The sequence below is a fragment of the Candidatus Krumholzibacteriota bacterium genome, assembly GCA_016931295.1.
GTDB lineage: Bacteria > Krumholzibacteriota > Krumholzibacteriia > Krumholzibacteriales > Krumholzibacteriaceae > JAFGEZ01.
Genome location: JAFGEZ010000003.1, coordinates 53,988 through 75,030 on the forward strand (window position 1 = coordinate 53,988; position 21,043 = coordinate 75,030).

A 21,043-nucleotide genomic window follows, 5' to 3' on the forward strand; every position below is an offset into this window, starting at 1 on the left:
GAAACCTGGAGAAAGGAAAAGCGCCATGAGACCGGAAGCCGGCCAGCCCGCGCCCGCGATCGAGTTGCCGGACGGGGACGGGCGCGTCCACCGTCTCGCCGATTACCGCGGTTCGTGGGTTCTCGTCTATTTCTACCCGAAAGACAACACGTCGGGATGCACGAAGGAGGCCTGCGCGATCCGCGACGTCTACCCGCGGTTCGGGAAGCTCGACGCCGTCGTTCTCGGCGTGAGCGTCGATCCGGTGAAGAGCCACCGCTCGTTCGCAGACAGGCACGAGCTGCCCTTCACCCTCCTCTCCGACGAGAAGAAGGAGGTCGTGAAGCGGTGGGGCGCGTGGGGGAAGAAGAAGTTCATGGGCCGGGAATACATTGGCACCAGCCGTATCTCCTTTCTCGTCGATCCCGCGGGCACGATCGCGAAAATCTACGAAAAGGTGAAACCCGCCTCGCACGCCGAGGAGGTCCTCGCCGACCTGGAGGCTCTCCGGGAATAGCGCGCGTCGCGGGCACGGGGCGATGCCACGCGAAGGCGATCCACGAGTGACGATTCCGTTCGAGATCGATCGAACCCACGTGCGCCGCCATGGGCGGCCGTTCGTGACGCTGAGCTACGCGCAGAGCCTCGACGGAAGCGTCTCGGAGCGGTACGGGGAGAAGAGCGTTCTCTCCTGCGAGACGTCGATGCGGCTCACGCACGCGCTGCGCGCCGACCACGACGCGATCCTGATCGGTATCGGCACCGTTCTCGCCGACGATCCGCGGCTGACGGTCAGGCACGCTTTCGGGCGATCCCCGCGCCCGGTGATCTTCGATTCCCACCTCCGCTTTCCCATCACCTCGCGGCTCCTCGTCGACAATCCCTTTCCGCCCGTCATCGTCTGCACGGAGGAAGCCGACCGGTCGCGCGGGGCGCGGCTCGAGAAGGCGGGGGCCGACGTCGTGCGAGTCGCCGCCGATCCCGCCGGCCGCGTCGACATCCCCGCGGCCCTCGTCGGGCTCGCGGGCCGCGGCATCGGTTCCCTCATGGTGGAGGGGGGGAGCCGCATCATCACGAGTTTCCTCTGCGGCGGCCATGTCGACCGTGTCGTCCTCACCGTCGCGCCGGTCTTTCTCGGCGGGATGCCGTCGGTGGGGGGCGTCGAGGCGGCGTCGAGCAACCGCCTGCCCCGGCTCGAGGCCGTCTCCTGGATGCTTCTCGGGCGCGATCTCGTCGTTACGGGCGTTCCGGAACGCGACGGCGGAAAAGACTGATCCCGGGTGCCGGCCCCGCGGCCGGAAAGGAGTGGCGCATGCGCGCCGCGTTCGTCACCTGCGGCGGATTCGACGACCTGACCGGCGCCGGCGTCTACGACCGGCGGCTCGCCGGGCACCTGCGCGAGCGGGGCGACACGGTCGACGTCGTCTCCCTTCCCCGGCGCTGCTACGCGCGCTCGCTCGGCGAGGGCCTCTCCGGCGGCCTCGCCGGCACACTCGCCGGCGGCCGCTACGACGCGATCATCGAGGACGAGCAGGACCATCCCTCGCTCCTTCTTCTCAACCGGCGGCTCCGGCGCCGCGCGGAGGGGCCGATCGTGGCGATCGTCCACCGCCTCCGCTGCCGCGGCCGGTGTCCCGGCGCGGCGCGGCTCATCTTCCGGAGGATCGAGAAACTCTATCTCGACTCGACCGACGGGATCGTGTGCGACAGCGAGATCGCGCACCGGGCGGCCGGGACGCTGTGTCCCGGCGATCGGCCGTTCATCGTCGCCTATCCCGGCAGGGACCGGCTGCCGGGCCGCCCGGCGGTGCGCGATCGCCGCGCGGGCGGCGGCCGCGCGGCGGATCTGCGCGTTCTCTTCGTCGGTAACGTCATTCGCCGGAAGGGATTGCACGTGCTCGTCGACGCGCTGGCCTCCCTGCCCCCGGTCGGATGGCGCCTCGACGTGGTGGGATCCCTCGCCGCCGACAGCCGGTACGCGGCCGCCGTCCGCCGCCAGATCGCCGAACGCGGGATCGGGGAACGGATTTGCTTCCGCGGCGTCGTGGGCGACGGCCTTCTCGCACGGATCCTCGACGACGGCCACGTCCTCGTCGTTCCCTCGATCGAGGAGGGATCCGGGATGGTTTCGATCGAGGCCTTCAGCCGCGCGCTTCCCGTCATCGCCTCCCGCGCCGGCGGCGCGGCGGAGGTCGTCTCGCACGGCCGCGACGGTTTCCTCGTCGACCCGGGGGACGCGGCCATGATCGCCTCCTACCTCGAACTCCTCATGGAGAACCGCGGGTATCTCCGGAAGGTCTCGACGGCCGCCGGCGTGAGCGCGGCGCGCTTTCCCACCTGGGCCGAGAGCGCCGAGGCCGTATCCTCTTTCATCCGTTCGCTCTGACCGGCCGGCCAGCCGGGGGCATTTCGTCTGCGCCGCATCGGTCGCGCCCGCCGGGCTTCCCCCGTTGACACCCCGGTGACGAGCCGCTATACTACCGCAATCCGTTTCCCGCCCGCCCACTCTGGACATCGGAGAAGACGTGAAGGAAGTCGTCAAGAAGATCATCGATACCGAGCGCGAGGCCAGAGACCGGATCGAGGAGGCGCGCGCCGAGGCGCAGCGCATCGTCCGCGACGCGGAGCGCGGCAGCCGGGCGATCGTCGAGGAGCGGCGCCAGGCGAGCGTCGCCGAGGGCCAGCGGATCGTCGAGGTCGCCATTGGCGAAGCCGAAAAGGAGAAGGCGCGCCTGATCGGGGCGGTCGGGGGCGGCGGCTCCCGGATGCTCGAAGAGCGCCGGGACAGCGTCGAGCGCGCCGTCGATCGGGCCGCGCGTCTCGTCTCCGGGGAGGCCGGAGACTAGCGGCCGCTGGTTTTGCCCGTGTTCGCCCGCGCCGGCAAAACGGCGATACAACCGGGGAATCTTCATGGTATTCGGACCGGTCAGCAAGTATTCGCTCGTGAACGCCAAGGTGCGCGCGCGCCTCAGCACGCTCCTCGACGAGGCGACGATCAACCGCCTCGCCGAGACGCGCGATCTCTCCGAATTCTACGCGGCCCTCGACGGGACGATCTACGAGCCGATATTCTCCCAGCCCGAGATCGCCTTCGACCCGCGCGTCGGCGAGCGGCTCCTCCTCGAGCGCGAGATACTCTGGCACACCGAGCTGCTCCGCGATCTCAAGGGCGCCGAGCGCGCCCTCGTCTCCCACTTCATCGAGAAGTACGAGATCGAGAACCTCAAGGTGGCGCTGCGCATCCGGGAAGGACACCGGGACGGCGAGGAGATGAAGTACCTCGTCCGCGGCTCGCTCCCGCACGCCTTGCCCTACGGGGCGATCAGCGAGGCGGGCTCCCTCGAGGAGGCCCTCGCGTACCTCAACGGTTCGCCCTTCCACGAACCGGTCAGGCGGGCCCTCGACGCGTACGGCGAACGCGGCACCCTTTTTCCCGTGGAGATCGGGCTCGAGATCGACTACTATCGACGGCTCAAGGAGCGGGTCGCCGCCCTCGCGAAGGGCGACCGGCGGATCGCCGAGCGGCTCGTCGGCCTCGAGATCGACCGGACGAACATCGGATGGCTGATCCGGTTGAAGTTCTACTACGACGTGCCCGTCGGGGAGCTGCTCGACTACAACATCCCCGGCGGATACCGGATGACGGCGGACCGGCTCCGCGAGGCCTTCAAGGCGGAGTCCCTGCGCGACGTCCTGCGCGTCGCCATCGAGAAATCGTACAGCAGCGTCTCGGACGCTCTCGTGCAGGGCGAGCAGCTCAGCAAGCTCTACCTGCTCGAGATCATCCTCTGGAACTACCTGCTCGTCGAGGCGAAACGGACGCTGGGAGGGTTCCCCTTCACGATCGGGACGATCCTCGCCTACCTGATCCTGAAGCGCACGGAAGTGCGGAACGTCATCACGATACTGAACGGCAAGGTCTACCGGATGGGGCGGAGCGAGATCGAGAGCCACCTGCGCGTGGCCTTCTGAGGAAACGACCATGTTCACGCCGGAACGGATGCACCAGATCAACGTCGTCGTCTTCGAGACGGAGGTCGACGCCGTCGCGAAGGAGATCGTTCGCCTCGGCATCCTCCACCTCGTCCAGCTCGACGAGCACGAGGACTGGGTCGGGCAGCTCAAGGACTACGAGACCCGCAAGATGCAGGGCCGCATCGACGGGCTCGCCGGCAGGGTCGCTCAGCTGATGAAATCCCTCGGGATCCGGGAATTGCCCCTCGAGGCGCGCGACGGCCGCCACCTCGAGATCACGCCCGCCGACCTCGACGGGATGGACCGGGAGATGGCCGCGCTCGAGCAGAAGGTGGAGGGCCTCGGGCTCAGGCGCAAGGAGCTCCAGGTGAAGTACGAGCGCCTGCAGGGGATCATGCGCGAGGTGGCTCCCCTCGACGTCGTCGGGCTTTCGCCGGAACGCGCGCCGTACACCTTCCTCGAGATCCGCTACGGCCAGGTCCGCGCCGAGAACCTCGGATACGTACGCGAGAAGCTCGCGCCCCTCGCAGCCGTCGCCCTGCCCCTCGTGGTGCGCGACGGCGACCAGGTGCTCCTCGTCATCGGCCTGAAGACCGACCGCCTCAAGCTCAAGCGGATCCTCCGCGAGGCGGCCTTCGAGGAGATCGAGGTGCCCGAGGAGGCGAAGGGGGATCCGGGGCTCGTCACCGGCGAGCTGGAGAAGCGGATCGCAGGGCTCGCGGAGCAGATCGGCGAGGTCGACGGGGAGCTGGCGGCGCTCCGGGGCGAGCACGCCGAGGCGGTCACCGAGTACCACCGCTCCCTCAAGGTCGCCGAGCTGCTGCTCAAGGTGAAGACCTACCTCAAGAGGACGGCGAAGACCTACATCTTCTCCGGGTGGATACCGAGCGACAAGCGGCAGACCGTCGAGCGGGAGATCTACCGCGCGGCGAGGGGACGGGCGATCATCGAGATCATCCCGCCCGAGGAGATCGCCGGCGTGCGCGAGGGGACGCGCCACGTGCCGGTTCTGCTGCGCCATCCCGGTTTCTTCCGGCCCTTCGAGATGCTCGTCTCGAGCTACGGCCTTCCCGAGTATTCCTTTCTCGATCCGACATTCTTCGTCGCCATCTCCTTCCTGGCGATGTTCGGGATGATGTTCGGCGACGTCGGCCACGGCTTCATCCTCGCGGCGATCGGCTGGATGCTCGGTTTCCGGGGAGGAGCGGAGCGCGCCGATGCGACGCGCCTGATCGGCAAGCTCGCTTTCTACTGCGGCCTCTCCTCGATCGTCTTCGGCTTCCTCTTCGGCAGCATCTTCGGGCTCGAGGAACTGCTGCCGAGCCTGTGGATGAAGCCCATGCACGACGTCCTCTATTTCTTCCGCGTCGCGGTCTACTTCGGGATCGCGATGATCTCGATCGGGATCCTCCTCAACGTGATCAACGCGATCCGCACGCGGAACTACAAGGCCACGTTCTTCGATCACGCCGGCATCGTCAGCGCCGTCATCTACTGGGGCGGCATCGGCGTGGTCTCGATCTTTCTCGCGAACCGGCCCATACCGGTGAGGCTCCTGCTCCTCGCGGTGGGGCTGCCGATCCTCGTCCTCTTCCTCAGGGAGCCCCTCGCCGCCGTCTTCTCGCGCCGCCGGCCGCGTTTCGAGAAGGGGCTCATGACCTACCTGATGGAAACGGTGATCGAGGTCATGGAGATCGTCACGGGGTACCTCGGCAACACGGTGTCTTTCATCCGTGTCGCCGCCTTCTCCCTCGCCCACGTCGGGCTCTTCATCGCCGTCTTCAGCCTCGTGGACATGGTGAAGGGCAAGAGCGGGGGATGGGCGTACTCGGCGATCATACTCGTGATCGGAAACGCCGTCGTCATCGCCCTGGAGGGGCTCGTCGTCACGATCCAGGCGATCCGCCTGGAGTACTACGAGTTCTTCGGCAAGTTCTTTCTCGGCGGAGGCACGGCGTACAAACCCATCGGCCTCGGTCCGGCGCGCCGCCGGGCCGAAGGAAAGGAGTAGCCGGGAATGTCACAGCAAGAGGCTCGCAGGCGGAAGATGAAGCGGTGGATAACGCTTTCCACGACGGCAGTCATCTCGACCGTCTTCATCGTCCTGCTGATCACCCTGACGACCACCGCGGTCCACGTCCACGGCCAGCAGCAGCACAGCGCCGCCGTGACCGGGACGGCCAGGACCTGGACGCCCGAGACGGCCAAGGTGACGGTCTGGGCCTTCGCCGCGGCGGCCTTCTCGACGGCGATCGGCTCGGTCGGCGCCGGCGTCGCCGTCGCCTACGTGGGCTCGGCCGCGCTCGGGGCGATCGGGGAGAAGCCCGAACTCGCGGCGCGCGCGCTCATCTACGTGGGCCTCGCCGAGGGGATCGCGATCTACGGGCTGATCATCTCGATCATGATCCTCACAAAGATCTGACGGGGGATCGTCCACGGGAGCGTGTCGATGAAGTTTTTCGTGATCGCCGACGAGAATACGGTCACCGGGTTCAATCTCGTCGGCCTCGAGGGCGAGGTCGTCGAGACGGCCGACGAGGCGAGGGAGGCGATGGCCAAGGCCTTCGCCCCCGACTCGGAGATCGGTATCGTCATCACCACCGAGCGGATCGCTTCGGAGATCCGCAGCGAGATGGAGGAGTACGTGTACAGCCGCTCCTTCCCGCTCGTCATCGAGATCCCCGACCGCACGGGGCCCATCGAGGGGCGCGTCTCGATCCGCGAGATGGTGCGGTCGGCAGTCGGCGTGAACGTGTAACGTGAGCGCCGCCGGCGGCGGCGCTCAACGAGGGAGTGTCAACGTTGGTGGAACAGGAATCCGTCGACAGGATCTGCGGGAAGATCGAGGAGGACGGCGTGGCCGAGATCGAGTCGATCCTCGAGAAGGCCCGCCGGACGGCCGCCGAGATCTCGGAGAAGGCCGCCGCCGAGGGGGAGGCCGTCGCCGGGAAGGTTCTCAAGGACGCGCGCGAGAAGGCGGAATCGAACCGCAGGCGGCTTCTCTCCAGCGTGAGCCTCGAGGTGCGCCGCGCGCAACTCAAGGCCCGCGAGGAGATCGTCGCCGAGATCCTCGGCCGCGTCGAGAAGCGCCTCGGCGAGCTTCGCGAAAGCGGCGGGTACGGACGGATCCTCGCCGCTCTCGTCGTCGAGGGGGTCGACGCGCTCGACGGCGCGCGCTTCGTGGTCGCGGTCGACCGCCGCGACATGGCGCTCGTCGAATCGGAGGTCTTTCCCGCCGTCCGGGAGGCTGCCGCCGCCGGCGGGCGAACGATCGAATCGCTCGATGCAAAGCCCCTCGACACGCCGTCGCTCGGCGGCGCGCGCATCGGCGTACCGGACGGCAAGGTGATATTCGACAACACGTTCGAAGCCCGGAAGTATCGATTCCGGGATGAAATACGACGGATCATCTTCGAGGAAGTCGTCGCTTCGTCGGGGGAGGGGGGCGAGGGCAGTGCTTGAGATCATCGGAACGGTCGAGAAGGTCATCGGGCCCGTCATCCATGCGCGGGGCGTGACGACAGCGAAGATGCTCGATCTCGTCGAGGTCGGCGAAGATCACCTCGTCGGCGAGATCGTGAAGCTCGACGGCGAGCATGCCGCCATCCAGGTCTACGAGGACACGACCGGGCTCGCGCCGGGAGCGGCCATCTACAGTGCCGGCGTGCCCCTGTCCGTCGAGCTCGGCCCGGGGCTTCTCGGCACGATCTACGACGGCATCCAGCGGCCCCTCGAGGTCATCCGCGACGCCTCCGACCAGTACATCCAGCGGGGGATCCACGTGCCGGCGCTCGACCGGGAGGCGCGCTGGGCCTTCGAGCCGGTCGTCGCCGCCGGGACGGCCGTGACGGGCGGGGAGACGGTCGGCGAGGTGCAGGAGACGGGGCTGATCAAACACCGCGTCCTCGTGCCCCCCGGCGTGAAGGGGACCGTCTCGTGGACGGCCGGCGCCGGCGAGTACGGCGTCGACGATGTCGTCTGCCGCGTCGAGACGGAGGCGGGCAGTACGCGGGAGGTGAAGCTGCACCAGCGCTGGCCCGTCCGGCGGGGCCGCCCCGTCGGGGGACGGCTGCCGCTCCATCTGCCGCTCGTGACCGGGCAGCGCGTCGTCGACACGCTCTTCCCCGTCGCGAAGGGCGGGACCGTGGTTGTCCCCGGCGGCTTCGGCACGGGCAAGACGATGATCCAGCACGCGCTCTCGAAGTGGAGCGACGCCGACATCATCGTCTACATCGGATGCGGCGAGCGGGGCAACGAGATGACCGACGTGCTCATCTCCTTCCCCGAGCTCGTCGATCCGCGCTCGGGACGCCCGATCATGGAGCGCACCGTCCTCATCGCCAACACCTCGAACATGCCCGTCGCGGCGCGCGAGGCCTCGATCTACACGGGGATCACGATCGCCGAGTACTACCGCGACCAGGGTTACCACGTGGCGATCATGGCCGATTCCACCTCACGCTGGGCCGAGGCGCTTCGCGAGCTCTCCGGCCGGATGGAGGAGATGCCCGCGGACGAGGGGTATCCCGCCTACCTGCCGACCCGCCTCGCCGAGTTCTACGAGCGGGCGGGAATGGTGGAGACCATCGGCGGCGGCGAGGGATCGATCTCGATCGTCGGCTCGGTCTCCCCGCCGGGCGGCGATTTCTCCGAGCCGGTCACACAGCACACGAAGCGGTTCGTCCGCTGCCTGTGGGCCCTCGACCGCCAGCTCGCCAACGCGCGGCACTACCCGGCGATCTCGTGGCTCGACTCCTACAGCGAGTACGTCGAGGAGATCGCCGACTGGTGGCAGCAGCGCTCGGGGGGGGAGTGGATGGAGCTCCGCCAGGGCATCATGACGCTCCTCCAGCAGGAGGGGAAGCTCCAGCAGGTCGTCAAGCTCGTCGGCCCCGACGTCCTGCCCGACACGCAGCGGATCGTCCTCGAGACGTGCACGATGTTCAAGAACGCATTCCTGCAGCAGAACAGCTTCGACAAGGTCGACATGTACTGCACGCCCGAGAAGCAGGTGAAGATGCTGCGGATCATCATCGACTACTACGAGCTCGGGCTGGAGAATATCAAGAAGGGCGCGAACATCCATCAGATCAAGAAGATGGAGATCTCGTCGGAGATCATGCGCATGAAGTTCGCCGTGCCGAACGACGAGATCGGGAAGCTCGACGAGATCAGGGACAGGCTTCGTCGCTCGATGCAGGCCATCAGCGACATGTTCGATTGAGAGAAGAGACGACATGACGGAGAAACATCTGACCGAGGGACGCGAGTACATCGGGATCAGCCGGGTCGAGGGGCCGCTCGTCGTCGTCGAGGGCATCCACGACGTCGGCTACAACGAGCTCGCCGAGATCACCGATCCCGAGGGGCACGTGCGGCTGGGGATGATCCTCGAGACCAGTCTCGGCGCGGCGGTCATCCAGGTTTTCGAGGGGACGAGCGGGTTGTCGATCCCCGGCACGCGCGTGCGGTTCCGCGGCGAGCCGCTCTCGTTCGGCGTGAGCGAGGAGATCCTCGGGCGCGTCTTCGACGGCCTCGGCCATCCGATCGACGGCGGCCCGCCGCCGATGGCGAAGATGCGGAAGGACGTCAACGGGCTCCCGATCAACCCGACCGCCCGCGAGTACCCGCGCAAGTTCATCCAGACGGGGATATCGGCGATCGACGGCATGAACACGCTCGTCCGCGGCCAGAAGCTGCCGATCTTCTCCGGCACGGGGCTTCCCCACAACCGGATCGTGGCCCAGATCACGCGCCAGGCGAAGATCGTGGGCGAGGACACCTCCTTCGCCGTCGTCTTCGCCGCGATGGGGATCAAGCACGACGTGGCGCGCTACTTCATCAGGAACTTCGAGGAATCGGGGGTGCTCGAGAAGGTCGTCCTCTTCCTCAATCTCGCCGACGATCCCTCCGTGGAGCGCATCGTCACCCCGCGCACCGCGTTGACCGCGGCCGAGTTTCTCGCCTTCGAGCTGCACATGCACGTCCTGGTCATCCTCACCGACATGACCAACTACTGCGAGTCGCTGCGCGAGATATCCACGGTCCGCGAGGAGATCCCGAGCCGGAAGGGATACCCGGGCTACCTCTACAGCGACCTCTCGGCGATCTACGAGCGCGCCGGGATGATCAAGGGGATCGATGGATCGATTACGCAGATGCCGATCCTCACGATGCCCAACGACGACATCTCCCACCCGGTCCCCGATCTCTCGGGGTACATCACCGAGGGGCAGATCGTCCTCGAACGCGAGCTCTCGCAGCGGAACATCTACCCGCCGATCGCGGGGCTGCCGAGCCTCTCCCGCCTGATGAAGGACGGGATCGGCGAGGGGATGACCCGCGGCGACCACGCCCACATCGCCTCGCAGCTCTTCGCGGCCTACTCGCACGTCAAGGACGTGCGGGCGCTCGCCGCGGTCATCGGCGAGGAGGAGCTGACGCCGCTCGACAAGGTCTACATGGAGTTCGGCGAGCGGTTCGAGCGGGACTTCCTTTCCCAGGGGGAGTACGAGGACCGTTCCATCGTCGATACGCTCGACATCGGCTGGAAGGTGGTCTCCTCGCTGCCGCGCGACGAGCTGCACCGGATCACCGAGGAAGAGCTGAACAAGTACTACGGGTCCTGACGCGCCCGCCCGGAGGGCGCCCGACGATCGGCGGAGACGGATGTCACGTTACGAGGTAGCGCCGACAAAGACGAACCTGATGCGGATCCGCCGCGATCTGGGTTTCGCCCGCGAGGGCTGGGAACTGCTCGACCAGAAGCGGAAGATCCTCGTCGTCGAACTGATGGGGCTCATCGATCGCACCGTCGACGCCCAGGAGCGCGTCGAGGCGAGCCTCGCGGAGGCCTTCGCGGCCCTCGACCAGGCGATCCTGCGGATGGGCCGGCGCGAGGTGAACCTGACCGCCACGGGGATGAACATCGAATCGCGGATACGCCTCTCGCAGAAGCGGGTGATGGGCGTCTCGCTTCCGCGTGTCAAGGTGGAGCTGGAGGACCGCTCCCCCTACGTGGCCTCCGCGGAGAGCAGCATCTGGATCGACGAGACGATCGGGAAGTTCCGCGAGATCCTCGGGCATCTCGGCACGCTCGCCGAGGCCCGGATCTCGCTCGTGCGTCTCTCGCGCGAGGTCTCCAAGACGATCCGCCGGGTGAATGCGCTCGAGAAGATATTCATTCCCGATTACGAGGAAACGCTGCATTATATCGACATGGCCCTCGAGGAAGCGGAACGCGAGGCGTTCTTCAGCATGAAGCTCGTGAAGGACCGTCTCTCGAGACGAAAAGGGGAGGCCGTATGAGCGACGTGAATCCGCTGGCGAACATTCTTCTCTATATCGACGGCAGCGAATCCTCCATCACGGCGGCGCAGTTCGCGATCGCGATGGGAAAGCGCTACGATGCGCGCCTGCGGGCGATCTACGTGGTCAACGAGAACCTGCTCAGCGAGCTCCTCAAGGCGAAGGTCTTCGTCCAGATGGAGAAGATGGACTACGAGCGCGACCTGGAGGAGGACGGGAAGCGGTACCTGAATTACATCGTCAAGCTCGCCGAGCGCAAGGGGGCCACCGTCGAGACGGTGCTCCGCAAGGGCGTGGTCCACGAGGAGGTCGACCACGAGGTGGACGATTTCGGCGCGGACCTGCTCGTCCAGGGGGAGCTCGGCGAGGTTCTCAGCCTTCGCGACTCCTTCTACGAGGAGGGGGAGCGGATACTGCGCAAGGTCAAGTGTCCCGTGATGGTCGTCCGCGGCAAGGCGCGCGTCGAGCGGGCGTACGACGCCCTCTGACCTGCCGCGGCGGTGCGCCGCGGCCGCCGACGAGGCGCTTGCGCTCGCCGGCGCGGGACGTTATGTTTCGCCTGATTCGCGAGCTTCGACTGCGTGCCAGGGAGGCCGGAAGATGAGATTGATCGATCACATATCGCCCGCACACATCAGCGTCGGACTGGAGGGCACGGACAAGGAGGAGGTCGTCGAGGAGCTCGTCGAGCTGCTCGGCCAGGCCGAGTGCCTCTGCGACGCCGATTCCATCCTCGAGGCCGTCATGAGCCGGGAGCGGGAGGGATCCACCGGGCTCGAGCGCGGCATCGCGATCCCGCACGCCAAGTGCGACGCCGTCGAGCGGTTGAGCATCGCGATCGGCATTTCCCGCGACGGTGTCGATTTCGACGCCCAGGACGGCAAGCCCTCGTATCTCTTCTTCCTCATGGTCGCTCCCTCGACCGAATCGGGACCGCACGTCCAGGCGATCGCCAAGATCGTCAAGATGATCAAGGTGGAGCGATTCAGGGAGCGGATGCTGGCGGCGAAGACCCCCGAAGAGGTCCTCGACGTCATCGGGCGCGTCGAGAACGGCGAGGAATGAGCCCCGCCCCGCCCGGCGGCGACGGCGGATCGTTCGAAACGACACGATGATCCCCGGGAACCGCGATACGGTCATCGGCTATTACGGGTTTCCGCGGCGACGCCTCCTCGCCGAGGCGCGCCGGCGGCACCCCGGCGCCCGGCTCGTCGATCTGGACGTCGCGGCCGGGGCGCCCGACGCCGGCATCCTGCCGGCGACCACCTGCCGCATCATCGCCAACATCGTGGACAACGCGATCGCGCTGGGAGACCGGTTGCTGCTCGTCGTGGCCGCGGTGGGCGAGGACAAGTGCGACCGCGGACGGCACGCCGCCCACCTGCTCGCCGCCATGGGCCACGAGGTGGTCGAGTCGCGGTTCCCCCCCGGCGAGTGGGAAGACCGCCCCCTCCTGTATTCGACGGCCCGCGCGCCTCTCACGGAGAAGGTGCTGCGCATCATGGACACGGTCGTCGATTTCTTTCCGCCCGCGTCGCCTCCCTCCTCCTGCGAACCGACCCACGGTTTCTGGGGCGTGCCCCCGAACGACCTGCGGCTCCTCGACGTCTTTCCCGAGACGACGCACGTCTACGGGTGGACGCGGTGCGTCGAGGCGGGGCGGCCGAACGATCTCGATCTCGAGACCCGGGTCGACGCGGGCGTGCCGACGGTCTTCTTCTCGCAGAGTTTCTGCGCGAAGCAGGATCTCGCACACGCCCTCGCCGAGGCGACGGGCGGACTCGCCATCGACTGCCATCGCGAGGTCAACGATTCGATACTCGCCAAGATCGAGGCCTTCATCCGGCTCTCGTGAACGGCGCGGTCCCGCGCCGGAAGGATGGAACGCGTGCGCATCGCCGATTGCGGCAGCACCTGGGCGAAGATCCTCGACGTCGATTCGGGCGCCCTGGAGATCGTCGCGGCGAAGGATCTCGCCGGGCGGGACGACGCCTTCTTCGACGTCGCGACGGGGCACGGCGGCAAGAACCGTTGCCGCGTCTACAAGAACGAGCTCATCGCGCTCGCCGAGGGGGCGCTGTCGCTCATCGAGGATCCGGATTTCTCCGTCGTCGACGTCGGCGGCCGCGACATCAAGTACGTCCGGTTCGCCGGGCGCCGGGTCGTCAAGCTCGACTGGAACCTCGCCTGCGGCTCGACGACGGGCGCGACCGTGGAGCTCCTCGGCGGCTATTACGGCATCGATTTCAACGCGCTCGAGCCGGCGGAGACGTGGGTGAACGTCACCTGCGGCGTCTTCGGCATGGAGAAGGTCCTCGAGCGCATCTCGACCGGCACCTCCCCCGGGGAGGCCGTGGCGATGTTCGTCCACGGCGTGATCCGCAACGTGCGGGATTTCGTCGGCCGACCGGAGACGCTCTACCTCTCCGGGGGATTCTGCGACAACCGGTGTTTCATGAAGACGTTCGAACGGTACTGCCGCATCGTGCCGCTCGGCAGGTTCGTCCCCCTCGAGGGGCTCCGGTCGGAGATCGCCGCCGGCGGGGACGGAACAGAGGGAGAGGGAACGTGAACACGCCACGGACATGCCGACGCCTCGCTGCCGCCTGCGCGGCGCTCCTCGTCGCCGCGACCGCCGGATCCTGCCTGAAAAGAGGCGAGATGCCGTCCTCCCCGGTCATCCCCGTGGTCCGGCAGGCCCCCGGCCTCGGTCTCTCGGCGAGCGCCCGGGTCGTCGGCGATCCGGCGGTCGTCAAGGCGATCTTCCACCGGGATCTTCTCGACTACGGCGTTCTGCCGGTCGAGGTCACCATCCGCAACGACGACGTCCGCCCCCTGTGCCTCCATGCGGCGGCCTCCCTCGATCCGGGCGGTCTCCTCGACGGCGTTTGCCTCGTCGCCGAAAGCGAATATCCGCCGCTGCATCCGACGGCGGTCGCCTCCTGCGTGCGCGGCGAGCCGAGCGCCGACGCCTACCGGACCCTCGGCGCCGGCGACTACACCGCGGGGATGATGCTCGCGCCGCTCGGCGGCTTCTACCTCTTCCGGGAATTCACGATCGGGCGGTACATGCGGCCCCTTCTGAACCGCTCCCTGCTCCCGCCGGGAGACCGCTGCCTCTTCGCTCCCCTCCGGCTCGAGCCGGGCGAATCGGCGTCGGGGTTCCTCTACTTCATTCTCCCCGGCGAGGAAAGCCCCTTCCGGACAATCGAGCGGACGATCGAGAGGGACGGCAAGACGAAGACGCGCATCGGACGGGAGATCGTGCCGGAGAAGACGGCCGGTTGGGAACTCCTCTTCCGGCCCGCCCGCATTCCCGATCCGCCCGAGGCGCCGGCGATGCCGCTCCGCGGCGTCTGCTTCCTCGACGCGGGGGGAGAGATCCTCGCCGCCGTCCTCGACTCGGTCGCCGGGCGGGAATCGAGCCTCTGCCTCGCGCGGGCGGACGGACTCGCCGCCGGCGGCGTGGACCGGCGCGAACTGGGACGCGTGCGCTCGCGATCGGCCCGTATCGCCGCCGTGGCGCGGGGCGTTGACTGGACGGCGGTGGCCGTCGACATCAGCGCGCGCTCGCGTCTCTTCCTCCTCCGCCCCGACGGCGTCGTCGCGACCGCGACGATTCCCCGGCCGGTCCTCGCGCTCGCCGGCGCTCCCGGCGGGCTCGTCGCCGTGACGACGAACGGGTTCGCCTACGCGATCGATCCGGTCGGCGCCGACGCGTCACGGGGCCGGAAGGTCGGGCGCGAGATGCAGGCCGCGGTCGCCGTGGGCGGGCGGCTCGTCGTCATCGAGCGGAAGGAGGCGACCGTCTTCGAACTCGAGGGCAAGGGGATCGGCGATCCGCTCGCTCACCGCGTTCTCGAGCCGGTCGACCGGCGGCTCGTCGGCACGTTCGGCGGCGGGATCCTCATCATTCACGACGGCCGGGGGATGGCGGGAGACACGCTCGTCGTCCTCGACGACGAGACGGCCGCGGAACGCGGCCGCCTGGTCCTTCCCGGACGGGTCGAGACGGCCGGTGTCGACGACCGGCGGGCGATCCTCCGTCTCGGAACGGGGGCGCTTCTCGGGATCGCGCTCTCTTCAGCGGGGCATCCGACGCTGGCGACGGCGGGATTCCTGCCGGCGGACCTCATGGCGATCCGCCCCCTCGGCGACGGTTTCGTCGCCGTCTCGGCGGCGGGCGCCGTTTTCGAGGGACGGGTGGCCGATCTGCGTCCCGGCCCGCACACCGATCCGTCGGGAACGCCGGTCAAGACGCGGACGGCCGTCCCGGTCGAGGCGGTCGCGAACGGGGAGGAGCGATAGATGGAGACGGCGACGATCGACGAGGTGATAGCCACATTTTCCGGCCACGTTGCCGAGCACTATCCCGCGCCGGAGCTCTTCCGGAAGAACCTCGACGCGATGATCCGCGACAAGGCCGAACGAGCCGGCCAGGACGGGTATCTCGAGGCCCTCGAGCGGAACGTCGTCTTCCTGCACGATGTCATCGTCGAGGGGGAGGCGCTCCTCGACGAGCTGATCGAGGGACAGCGTCGGAACGAACGGATCGAGGAACTCCTCGGCGGGGTCGAGCGCCGGGCGCGGGAGGCGGCCCCCGGCCGGCTCAACGCCCTCGACGCCGATACCGGCGACGAGGAGTTCGCCGAATTGCGGGAGAGCAGGCGGGAGGGCCCCGGGGCCTGGCGGGACCGGCTCGAGTTCGAGTACCGGCATCTCATGGCGCTCCGCATCTTCCTCTTCGAGTTCTTCAACGTCCTCGGCGCCGTTCTCGGCTCGTACGAACTGGACGGGGCGGGCACGGGAGGCGGCAGGCGCGTGATGATGCATCTCGAGATCACGGCGCACTACTACCTCGGCAACGTCACCGTCGATGGAGAGGCCGGGTCTTCGTGACGCGCGACGGGCGGCGCCAGACAATGCTTGAAAATACGCCGGCGAAGGGTTAGGTTGATGTCGCGCCGATCGGCGGCGGACGCCCCCGCCGGCGACGGCGAAACCATACGGAATCGAAGGAGAGAACGATGGAGATCGCCTCGTACGCGTATCCAACCCCGCTGGCGGCCGAAACAGACGCTCTCCGGCGGATCGCCCGGATGGTGCTCTGCGTCGCCTTCACGGCGGTCGGCGCCCAGCTCGCGATATGGCTGCCCTTCACGCCGGTGCCCGTCACCATGCAGACGCTCTTCGTCGTCCTCGCCGGGATCACGCTCGGTCCCCGCGACGGATTCCACGCGATGCTCGCCTACGTGGCGCTCGGTGCCGCCGGCCTGCCGCTCTTCGCCGGGTTCCTCGCCGGCCCGGCGGTCCTGCTCGGACCGACGGGCGGCTACCTGCTCGCGTTCGCTCCCGCGGCCGCGCTCGCCGGCTTCCTGGCCAACGGACGGGGGCGCCTCGGCCTCCTCGCCGGCTCGGCCGCCGGACTGGCGCTGATCCTCTGCGCCGGCACCGCGTGGCTGGCCCTCGTGCTGGGGCTTTCCGCCGGAGCGGCCGCCTCGCTCGGCCTCGTGCCGTTCCTCGCTGGCGAGATGATCAAGGCCATCGCGGCCGTCGTCGTCGCCGCGCGGCGATGAGCGCGAGGCACGATACGAAGAGAGCAACGCCGCCCCCCGAGGGGCGGCGCGTGGTCGCGTTTCGATGGCTCCCAGCCTTGACAGCGGAACGAATCGGGATATACTTCCTACGGTGAGAGCGGGGACGCGGGGCGAGAGAAGAGGAACGATACCCCGCCGAAGAGCGGTGGATTCAGAGAAGGCTCCGGAAGCCCCGTTCCACCGGACACATATCCACTCGTTGAGGCGCCACGGATTCTCGTTCATGTGAGAACCCGTGGCGTTTTATATCAGAGGTTGCGCCCGCCGGCGAGCATCGTTTCGAAGAGATCCGTCTCCATGCGCACCCGATCTTCCCACGAGACGAAATACTCCCGTCCGAAGCGGGCGGCGCCGGCGGCGAGCCGGAGGCGCCGCGGCTCGTCGGTGGCGAGGGAGGCGATCGCGGTCGCGAGGCCGGCCACGTCGCCGTTGTCGACGAGGATCCCCGTTTCGCCGTCGCGCACGATCTCGGCGGTGGCGGCGACGTCGAAGGCGACGACCGGCAGTCCGCAGAGGATCGCCTCGCAGGGCGGCAGGGACTTGTTGGTCAGTTCGTTGGTGCCGACGAAGATGTCGCACGCCTTGAAGAGCCGGACGACGTCGTCGTGCGGGACGATGCCGGTGAAGAGGATGCGCTCCGCGATGCCGAGCCGCCGAGCCTGCGCCTCGAGGGCGGCGCGATCCGGCCCGTCCCCCGCGACGACGAAGCAAAGGTCCGGCGGCCCGCCGGCGAGGGCGAGCGCCGCCGCCTCGAGGAAGAGATCGATGCGTTTCGATTGCACGAGCCTGGAGAGGGTGACGGCGAGGACGCCATCCGGCGGCAGGCCGAACTCACGCCTGGCCGCGGCGCGATCGACCGCGACATCCGCCCACTCGACATCCATGCCGTTCGGCAAGAACGAGATGCGCTCCCGGGGGACGCCGAGGCGCGCGAGGGCCTCCTCTCCCCGCGTGCCGTCGTCGAGGACGATGTAGCGGTCGACGGGGCGCCTGAAGGCGAGGAGCTGGTCGGCGTTCAGCCACCGGTAACGGAGCGGCGACAGGTCGGTGCGTCCGAGGTTCATCACGCCGAAGAGCTTGACGGCCGTCGGGATCGCCAGGTCGCGTCCCGTCCGGCCGACGACGCCGCACGTGTAGTGGGAGAAGCCGAGCAGGAGATCGGCGCCGGCGCCGCGGGCGAGCTCGCGGAGCGGTTTGCCGGCCGCGCGGTCGAAGGACGCGTACCAGGCGAATCTCGCCAGCGAACCGGGAAGCCGCCGCCAGCGCCGGAAGACGTTCGGATAGGTGTGCCACCTGATCCCGTCGCCCGCGGGCGGCGCCCCGCCGGCGGGCTCGGGGATGAGGTAGTGGATTTCCCAGCCGGCCCGGACAAGGCCGCGGATGAAGTGCAACTCGTCGGCCACGCCGGCGCCCTCGCCCAGCGACCAGAGATCGTCCCAGATCGAGAGGACGACGATCCGTTTCGGCGTACCGCTCACCCGTCCCCCCGCTGCTCTATGCGCACCCGGTTGCGGATCGTCCCGATACGGCCGACGCCGATCTCGACGACGTCCCCGTCGGAGAGGAAGACGGGCGGATCGCGGAAGACGCCCACCCCCGCCGGCGTTCCCGTCGCGATGACGTCCCCCGCCCGGAGCGTCATGCCGGCCGACACGAAGTGGACGATCGACGGGACGTCGAAGATCATGTCGGCGGTGGAGCCCTCCTGCATGACGCGGCCGTTCAGGCGCTGCGCGATCGGGAGATCGCCCGGATCGCCCGTCTCGTCGGGCGTGACGATCCAGGGGCCGCAGGGCGCGAAGGTGTCGAATCCCTTGCCGCGGAACCATTGCCGGTCGTCCCGCTGCACGCGCCGAGCGCTGACGTCGTTGAAGGCCATGTAGCCGGCGACGTGGTCGAGCGCCTCGAAGGGATCGACGCGGAAGCAGTCGCGGCCGATCACGACGGCGAGCTCGGCCTCGGCGTCGACGCGGTCGACGTCCGCCGGGATGACGATCTCGTCGAAGGGGCCGGCGAGCGCCGTCACTGCCTTGGCGAAGAGGATCGGGTGGGGCGGGGGCTCGCGTCCCTGCTCGCGGGCGTGGCCGGCGTAGTTGAGCCCGAGGCAGATGATCTTCCCGGGATCGGGGATCGGCGGCAGGAGCCGCGTCTCCTCGAGGCGCCGGAAGAGGGCGTGATCGAGCTCGGCGGCGTTGTCGACGAGGTTGCGAACGGCCGGGAGGAGGCCCCCGGCCAGTATCGCGCGGAGCGAGGCCGGCGCCGACGGCATCGCCGCGGCGATGTCGAGGACGAGATTGCCGATGACGGCTCCCGGGCGGGGACCGTCGTCTTCGAAGGTCGCGAACTTCACGGGTCGATCACCTGGTGATGGCCTCGAGACGCCGGCGGAACTCCGCGGCGTCAACGAACCCCGTCACGCGAAGGGCGGTCGCCTCCTCGCCGGCGCGGTCGATGAAGATGATAGTCGGTACGCCCCGGACGCCGAAGCGCTTTTTCAGCTCCGTCTCGCGCGCGGAGGGGCGCGTGAGGTCGACCTTGAGGGCGACCGTCTTCGCGGCGAGCGCGATCACCCCGGCATCGGCGAAGGTGGCGTGCTCGAGCTCGTGGCAGGGGATGCACCAGTCGGCCGAGAAATCGACGAGCACCGGCTCGCCGTCCGCCGCCGCCCGTTCGAGGAGGCGTTCCTCGAAGGGCGTCCACCCGATCCCCGCCGTATCGGCCGGCCGGACGGGCCCTCCCGGCCAGAGAACGAGTCCCGCGGCGAGCGCGATCGCGAGGACACCGACGGCCCGCCGGAGCAGGACGAAGCCGCGCGCCGTCTCTCCCGTCCGGTCGAGCCAGCCGAGCCAGATGCCGGCCGACGCGGCGATCGCGACGTAGGCGAGGCCGGCGAGCCGGCCGGGCAGGAAATGCCGCGCGAAATAGACCGCCATCGCGATCAGGATGAACCCGAAGACCTTCCGGATCCAGATCATCCAGTTCCCCGAACGCGGCAGCCGGTTGATCGATCCCGAGACGGTGCCGAGGACGAGGAAGGGCAGTCCCATCCCCCACGCGAGGGTGAAGAACATCAGGAAGCCGAGCACGGGATTCCCCATCTCGCCGACCCAGGTGAGGAGCCCCAAAACGAAGGGGCCGATGCACGGGGCGGCGAGGACGCCGACGGTGAGGCCCATGAAGAGGGCGCCCGGCCATCCCTGCCTCGCCCGGCCGGTGCGGCGGGTGAGGAAGGCGGGCATCCGCAGCTCCCATACGCCGAACATCGAGAGCGCCAGGCCGAGGAGGACGGCGGCGATGAAGAGGATCACCCAGGGATTCTGCAAGGCGGAGCCGAAGAGGCTCCCGGTCATCGCCGCGACGACGCCGAGGACGCTGTAGGTGATCGACATCCCCAGGACGTAGACGAGGGCGAGAAGGAAGGTCCGCGAGGTCCTGCCCCCCGACTGCCCGCCGAAGTAGCTCACGGTGATCGGGATCAGCGGATAGATGCAGGGCGTGAGGTTCAGCGCCAGGCCGCCGAGGAAGATGAAGACGAAGGCGAGGAGAAGGCCGCGTTCGGCGACCATGCCCCCGAAGGCGTCGCCACCGCCCCCGGCGGTCGGTCCGGCGAAGGGGGGAGCGGCGAAGAGATCGGGGCTGACGAGCGCGACCGTCTCTTCGGGGCAGGCGACGCGGAGCGCCAGGACGACCGACGCCTCGGCGGGCTCGCGGCAGGTCGCGTTGTTGCAGCCCTGGTAGCGGAGGCGGATACGCAGCTCGCGCGGGCCCGGCGCCGCGTCGGCGTCGACGGCGATCTCGGCGCCGAAGACGAGGCGGCCATGGTAGAGCAGCATGTCGCCGTCGCTGATCTCGAGTCGCATCCGCTCGGGCTCGGGATAGAGGAACCGCTTGATCGCGATCCCCGGCGGCGCCTCGATCTCGAGGACGGTCGGGATCAGGTACTCGTCGAGGGGCTCGTTCGCGTTGATGTGCCAGCCGTCGAGGATCGTCGCGGTGACGGCGAGCATGCCCCGCGATCCGGGGTGGAAGGCGGACAGGGACAGAACGGCCGAGGTCTCGACGAGTTCCCCGTCGGCGTCGAAGAAGGTCTGCGCGGCGCCCGCCGCGGCCAGGAGGGCCAGTGCGGTCGCGATCGCGATGATGCCCGTCGATCTCCGTCTCATCCTCTCTCCTTCTCCCCGTGA

Annotated in this window: 22 protein-coding genes; 19 read left to right on the forward strand and 3 right to left on the reverse strand. The window is 68.6% G+C overall.

Going from position 1 to position 21,043, the window contains the following annotated elements; genetic code table 11:
• Positions 1-25 precede the first annotated feature (25 nt).
• The 19 genes from bcp (at position 26) to JW876_01500 (ending at position 16,838) form a co-directional block, all read left to right on the forward strand.
• The gene (bcp, locus tag JW876_01410; protein ID MBN1884164.1) at positions 26-496 is read left to right on the forward strand and encodes a thioredoxin-dependent thiol peroxidase; all 471 of its coding nucleotides are present in this window, start codon (positions 26-28) and stop codon (positions 494-496) included.
• Positions 497-542: 46 nt separating this feature from the next.
• Positions 543-1,253 (forward strand): dihydrofolate reductase family protein, encoded by a 711-nt coding sequence (locus JW876_01415; GenBank protein ID MBN1884165.1) that lies wholly within the window; start codon positions 543-545, stop codon positions 1,251-1,253.
• 38 nt (positions 1,254-1,291) lie between these two features.
• On the forward strand, positions 1,292-2,365 hold the full coding sequence (locus tag JW876_01420) for a glycosyltransferase family 4 protein (protein MBN1884166.1): 1,074 nt from the start codon (positions 1,292-1,294) through the stop codon (positions 2,363-2,365).
• A gap of 139 nt (positions 2,366-2,504) precedes the next feature.
• Positions 2,505-2,825 (forward strand): hypothetical protein, encoded by a 321-nt coding sequence (locus tag JW876_01425; GenBank protein ID MBN1884167.1) that lies wholly within the window; start codon positions 2,505-2,507, stop codon positions 2,823-2,825.
• Between the two features lie 64 nt (positions 2,826-2,889).
• The gene (locus JW876_01430) at positions 2,890-3,951 is read left to right on the forward strand and encodes a V-type ATPase subunit (GenBank protein MBN1884168.1); all 1,062 of its coding nucleotides are present in this window, start codon (positions 2,890-2,892) and stop codon (positions 3,949-3,951) included.
• A 28-nt stretch (positions 3,952-3,979) separates the two neighbouring features.
• Positions 3,980-5,965, forward strand: coding sequence for a hypothetical protein (locus tag JW876_01435; protein MBN1884169.1), 1,986 nt, complete (start codon positions 3,980-3,982; stop codon positions 5,963-5,965).
• A 6-nt stretch (positions 5,966-5,971) separates the two neighbouring features.
• Positions 5,972-6,376 carry an ATPase gene (locus JW876_01440; GenBank protein MBN1884170.1) on the forward strand — a complete coding sequence of 135 codons (405 nt, stop codon included), beginning with the start codon at positions 5,972-5,974 and terminating at the stop codon, positions 6,374-6,376.
• A 27-nt stretch (positions 6,377-6,403) separates the two neighbouring features.
• Positions 6,404-6,712 (forward strand): V-type ATP synthase subunit F, encoded by a 309-nt coding sequence (locus JW876_01445; GenBank protein MBN1884171.1) that lies wholly within the window; start codon positions 6,404-6,406, stop codon positions 6,710-6,712.
• A gap of 47 nt (positions 6,713-6,759) precedes the next feature.
• Positions 6,760-7,416 (forward strand): hypothetical protein, encoded by a 657-nt coding sequence (locus JW876_01450; GenBank protein ID MBN1884172.1) that lies wholly within the window; start codon positions 6,760-6,762, stop codon positions 7,414-7,416.
• Entirely contained in the window at positions 7,346-9,178 is a 1,833-nt protein-coding gene (locus JW876_01455) for a V-type ATP synthase subunit A (GenBank protein MBN1884173.1), read from the forward strand. The genes JW876_01450 and JW876_01455 overlap by 71 nt, the downstream gene beginning before the upstream one ends.
• A gap of 13 nt (positions 9,179-9,191) precedes the next feature.
• Positions 9,192-10,583 (forward strand): V-type ATP synthase subunit B, encoded by a 1,392-nt coding sequence (locus tag JW876_01460; protein ID MBN1884174.1) that lies wholly within the window; start codon positions 9,192-9,194, stop codon positions 10,581-10,583.
• Positions 10,584-10,623: 40 nt separating this feature from the next.
• Positions 10,624-11,262, forward strand: a complete 639-nt coding sequence (locus tag JW876_01465) for a V-type ATP synthase subunit D (protein MBN1884175.1) — start codon at positions 10,624-10,626, stop codon at positions 11,260-11,262.
• Complete coding sequence (locus JW876_01470) at positions 11,259-11,750, forward strand: universal stress protein (GenBank protein MBN1884176.1); 492 nt, start codon at positions 11,259-11,261, stop codon at positions 11,748-11,750. The genes JW876_01465 and JW876_01470 overlap by 4 nt, the downstream gene beginning before the upstream one ends.
• A 112-nt stretch (positions 11,751-11,862) precedes the next feature.
• Positions 11,863-12,327 (forward strand): PTS sugar transporter subunit IIA, encoded by a 465-nt coding sequence (locus JW876_01475; GenBank protein MBN1884177.1) that lies wholly within the window; start codon positions 11,863-11,865, stop codon positions 12,325-12,327.
• 46 nt (positions 12,328-12,373) lie between these two features.
• Entirely contained in the window at positions 12,374-13,117 is a 744-nt protein-coding gene (locus JW876_01480; GenBank protein ID MBN1884178.1) for a hypothetical protein, read from the forward strand.
• Positions 13,118-13,141: 24 nt separating this feature from the next.
• Positions 13,142-13,834 (forward strand): ATPase, encoded by a 693-nt coding sequence (locus JW876_01485; protein ID MBN1884179.1) that lies wholly within the window; start codon positions 13,142-13,144, stop codon positions 13,832-13,834.
• On the forward strand, positions 13,831-15,570 hold the full coding sequence (locus JW876_01490) for a hypothetical protein (protein ID MBN1884180.1): 1,740 nt from the start codon (positions 13,831-13,833) through the stop codon (positions 15,568-15,570). The genes JW876_01485 and JW876_01490 overlap by 4 nt, the downstream gene beginning before the upstream one ends.
• A complete protein-coding gene (locus JW876_01495) occupies positions 15,571-16,161 on the forward strand; it encodes a hypothetical protein (protein MBN1884181.1) in 591 nt (196 codons plus the stop codon).
• A gap of 128 nt (positions 16,162-16,289) precedes the next feature.
• Positions 16,290-16,838 carry a biotin transporter BioY gene (locus JW876_01500; GenBank protein ID MBN1884182.1) on the forward strand — a complete coding sequence of 183 codons (549 nt, stop codon included), beginning with the start codon at positions 16,290-16,292 and terminating at the stop codon, positions 16,836-16,838.
• A 269-nt stretch (positions 16,839-17,107) separates the two neighbouring features.
• Here JW876_01500 and JW876_01505 read toward each other — a convergent pair whose 3' ends face one another.
• From JW876_01505 to JW876_01515, 3 genes are read right to left on the reverse strand one after another with little or no spacing between them, the layout of a single operon-like run.
• The gene (locus JW876_01505) at positions 17,108-18,337 is read right to left on the reverse strand and encodes a glycosyltransferase family 4 protein (GenBank protein ID MBN1884183.1); all 1,230 of its coding nucleotides are present in this window, start codon (positions 18,335-18,337) and stop codon (positions 17,108-17,110) included.
• A complete protein-coding gene (locus JW876_01510; GenBank protein ID MBN1884184.1) occupies positions 18,334-19,209 on the reverse strand; it encodes a fumarylacetoacetate hydrolase family protein in 876 nt (291 codons plus the stop codon). The genes JW876_01505 and JW876_01510 overlap by 4 nt, the downstream gene beginning before the upstream one ends.
• Positions 19,210-19,216: 7 nt before the next feature.
• Positions 19,217-21,022, reverse strand: a complete 1,806-nt coding sequence (locus tag JW876_01515; protein MBN1884185.1) for a thioredoxin fold domain-containing protein — start codon at positions 21,020-21,022, stop codon at positions 19,217-19,219.
• Positions 21,023-21,043 lie beyond the last annotated feature (21 nt).

Excerpts from the sequence above, each read along its gene's own strand:
- bcp (MBN1884164.1), top strand. The coding sequence starts at position 26 with ATGAGACCGGAAGCCGGCCAGCCCGCGCCCGCGATCGAGTTGCCGGAC.
- JW876_01420 (MBN1884166.1), top strand. The coding sequence starts at position 1,292 with ATGCGCGCCGCGTTCGTCACCTGCGGCGGATTCGACGACCTGACCGGC.
- JW876_01430 (MBN1884168.1), top strand. The coding sequence starts at position 2,890 with ATGGTATTCGGACCGGTCAGCAAGTATTCGCTCGTGAACGCCAAGGTG.
- JW876_01435 (MBN1884169.1), top strand. The coding sequence starts at position 3,980 with ATGCACCAGATCAACGTCGTCGTCTTCGAGACGGAGGTCGACGCCGTC.
- JW876_01440 (MBN1884170.1), top strand. The coding sequence starts at position 5,972 with ATGTCACAGCAAGAGGCTCGCAGGCGGAAGATGAAGCGGTGGATAACG.
- JW876_01445 (MBN1884171.1), top strand. The coding sequence starts at position 6,404 with ATGAAGTTTTTCGTGATCGCCGACGAGAATACGGTCACCGGGTTCAAT.
- JW876_01455 (MBN1884173.1), top strand. The coding sequence starts at position 7,346 with ATGAAATACGACGGATCATCTTCGAGGAAGTCGTCGCTTCGTCGGGGG.
- JW876_01460 (MBN1884174.1), top strand. The coding sequence starts at position 9,192 with ATGACGGAGAAACATCTGACCGAGGGACGCGAGTACATCGGGATCAGC.
- JW876_01465 (MBN1884175.1), top strand. The coding sequence starts at position 10,624 with ATGTCACGTTACGAGGTAGCGCCGACAAAGACGAACCTGATGCGGATC.
- JW876_01470 (MBN1884176.1), top strand. The coding sequence starts at position 11,259 with ATGAGCGACGTGAATCCGCTGGCGAACATTCTTCTCTATATCGACGGC.
- JW876_01475 (MBN1884177.1), top strand. The coding sequence starts at position 11,863 with ATGAGATTGATCGATCACATATCGCCCGCACACATCAGCGTCGGACTG.
- JW876_01480 (MBN1884178.1), top strand. The coding sequence starts at position 12,374 with ATGATCCCCGGGAACCGCGATACGGTCATCGGCTATTACGGGTTTCCG.
- JW876_01485 (MBN1884179.1), top strand. The coding sequence starts at position 13,142 with ATGGAACGCGTGCGCATCGCCGATTGCGGCAGCACCTGGGCGAAGATC.
- JW876_01495 (MBN1884181.1), top strand. The coding sequence starts at position 15,571 with ATGGAGACGGCGACGATCGACGAGGTGATAGCCACATTTTCCGGCCAC.
- JW876_01500 (MBN1884182.1), top strand. The coding sequence starts at position 16,290 with ATGGAGATCGCCTCGTACGCGTATCCAACCCCGCTGGCGGCCGAAACA.
- JW876_01515 (MBN1884185.1), bottom strand. The coding sequence starts at position 21,022 with ATGAGACGGAGATCGACGGGCATCATCGCGATCGCGACCGCACTGGCC.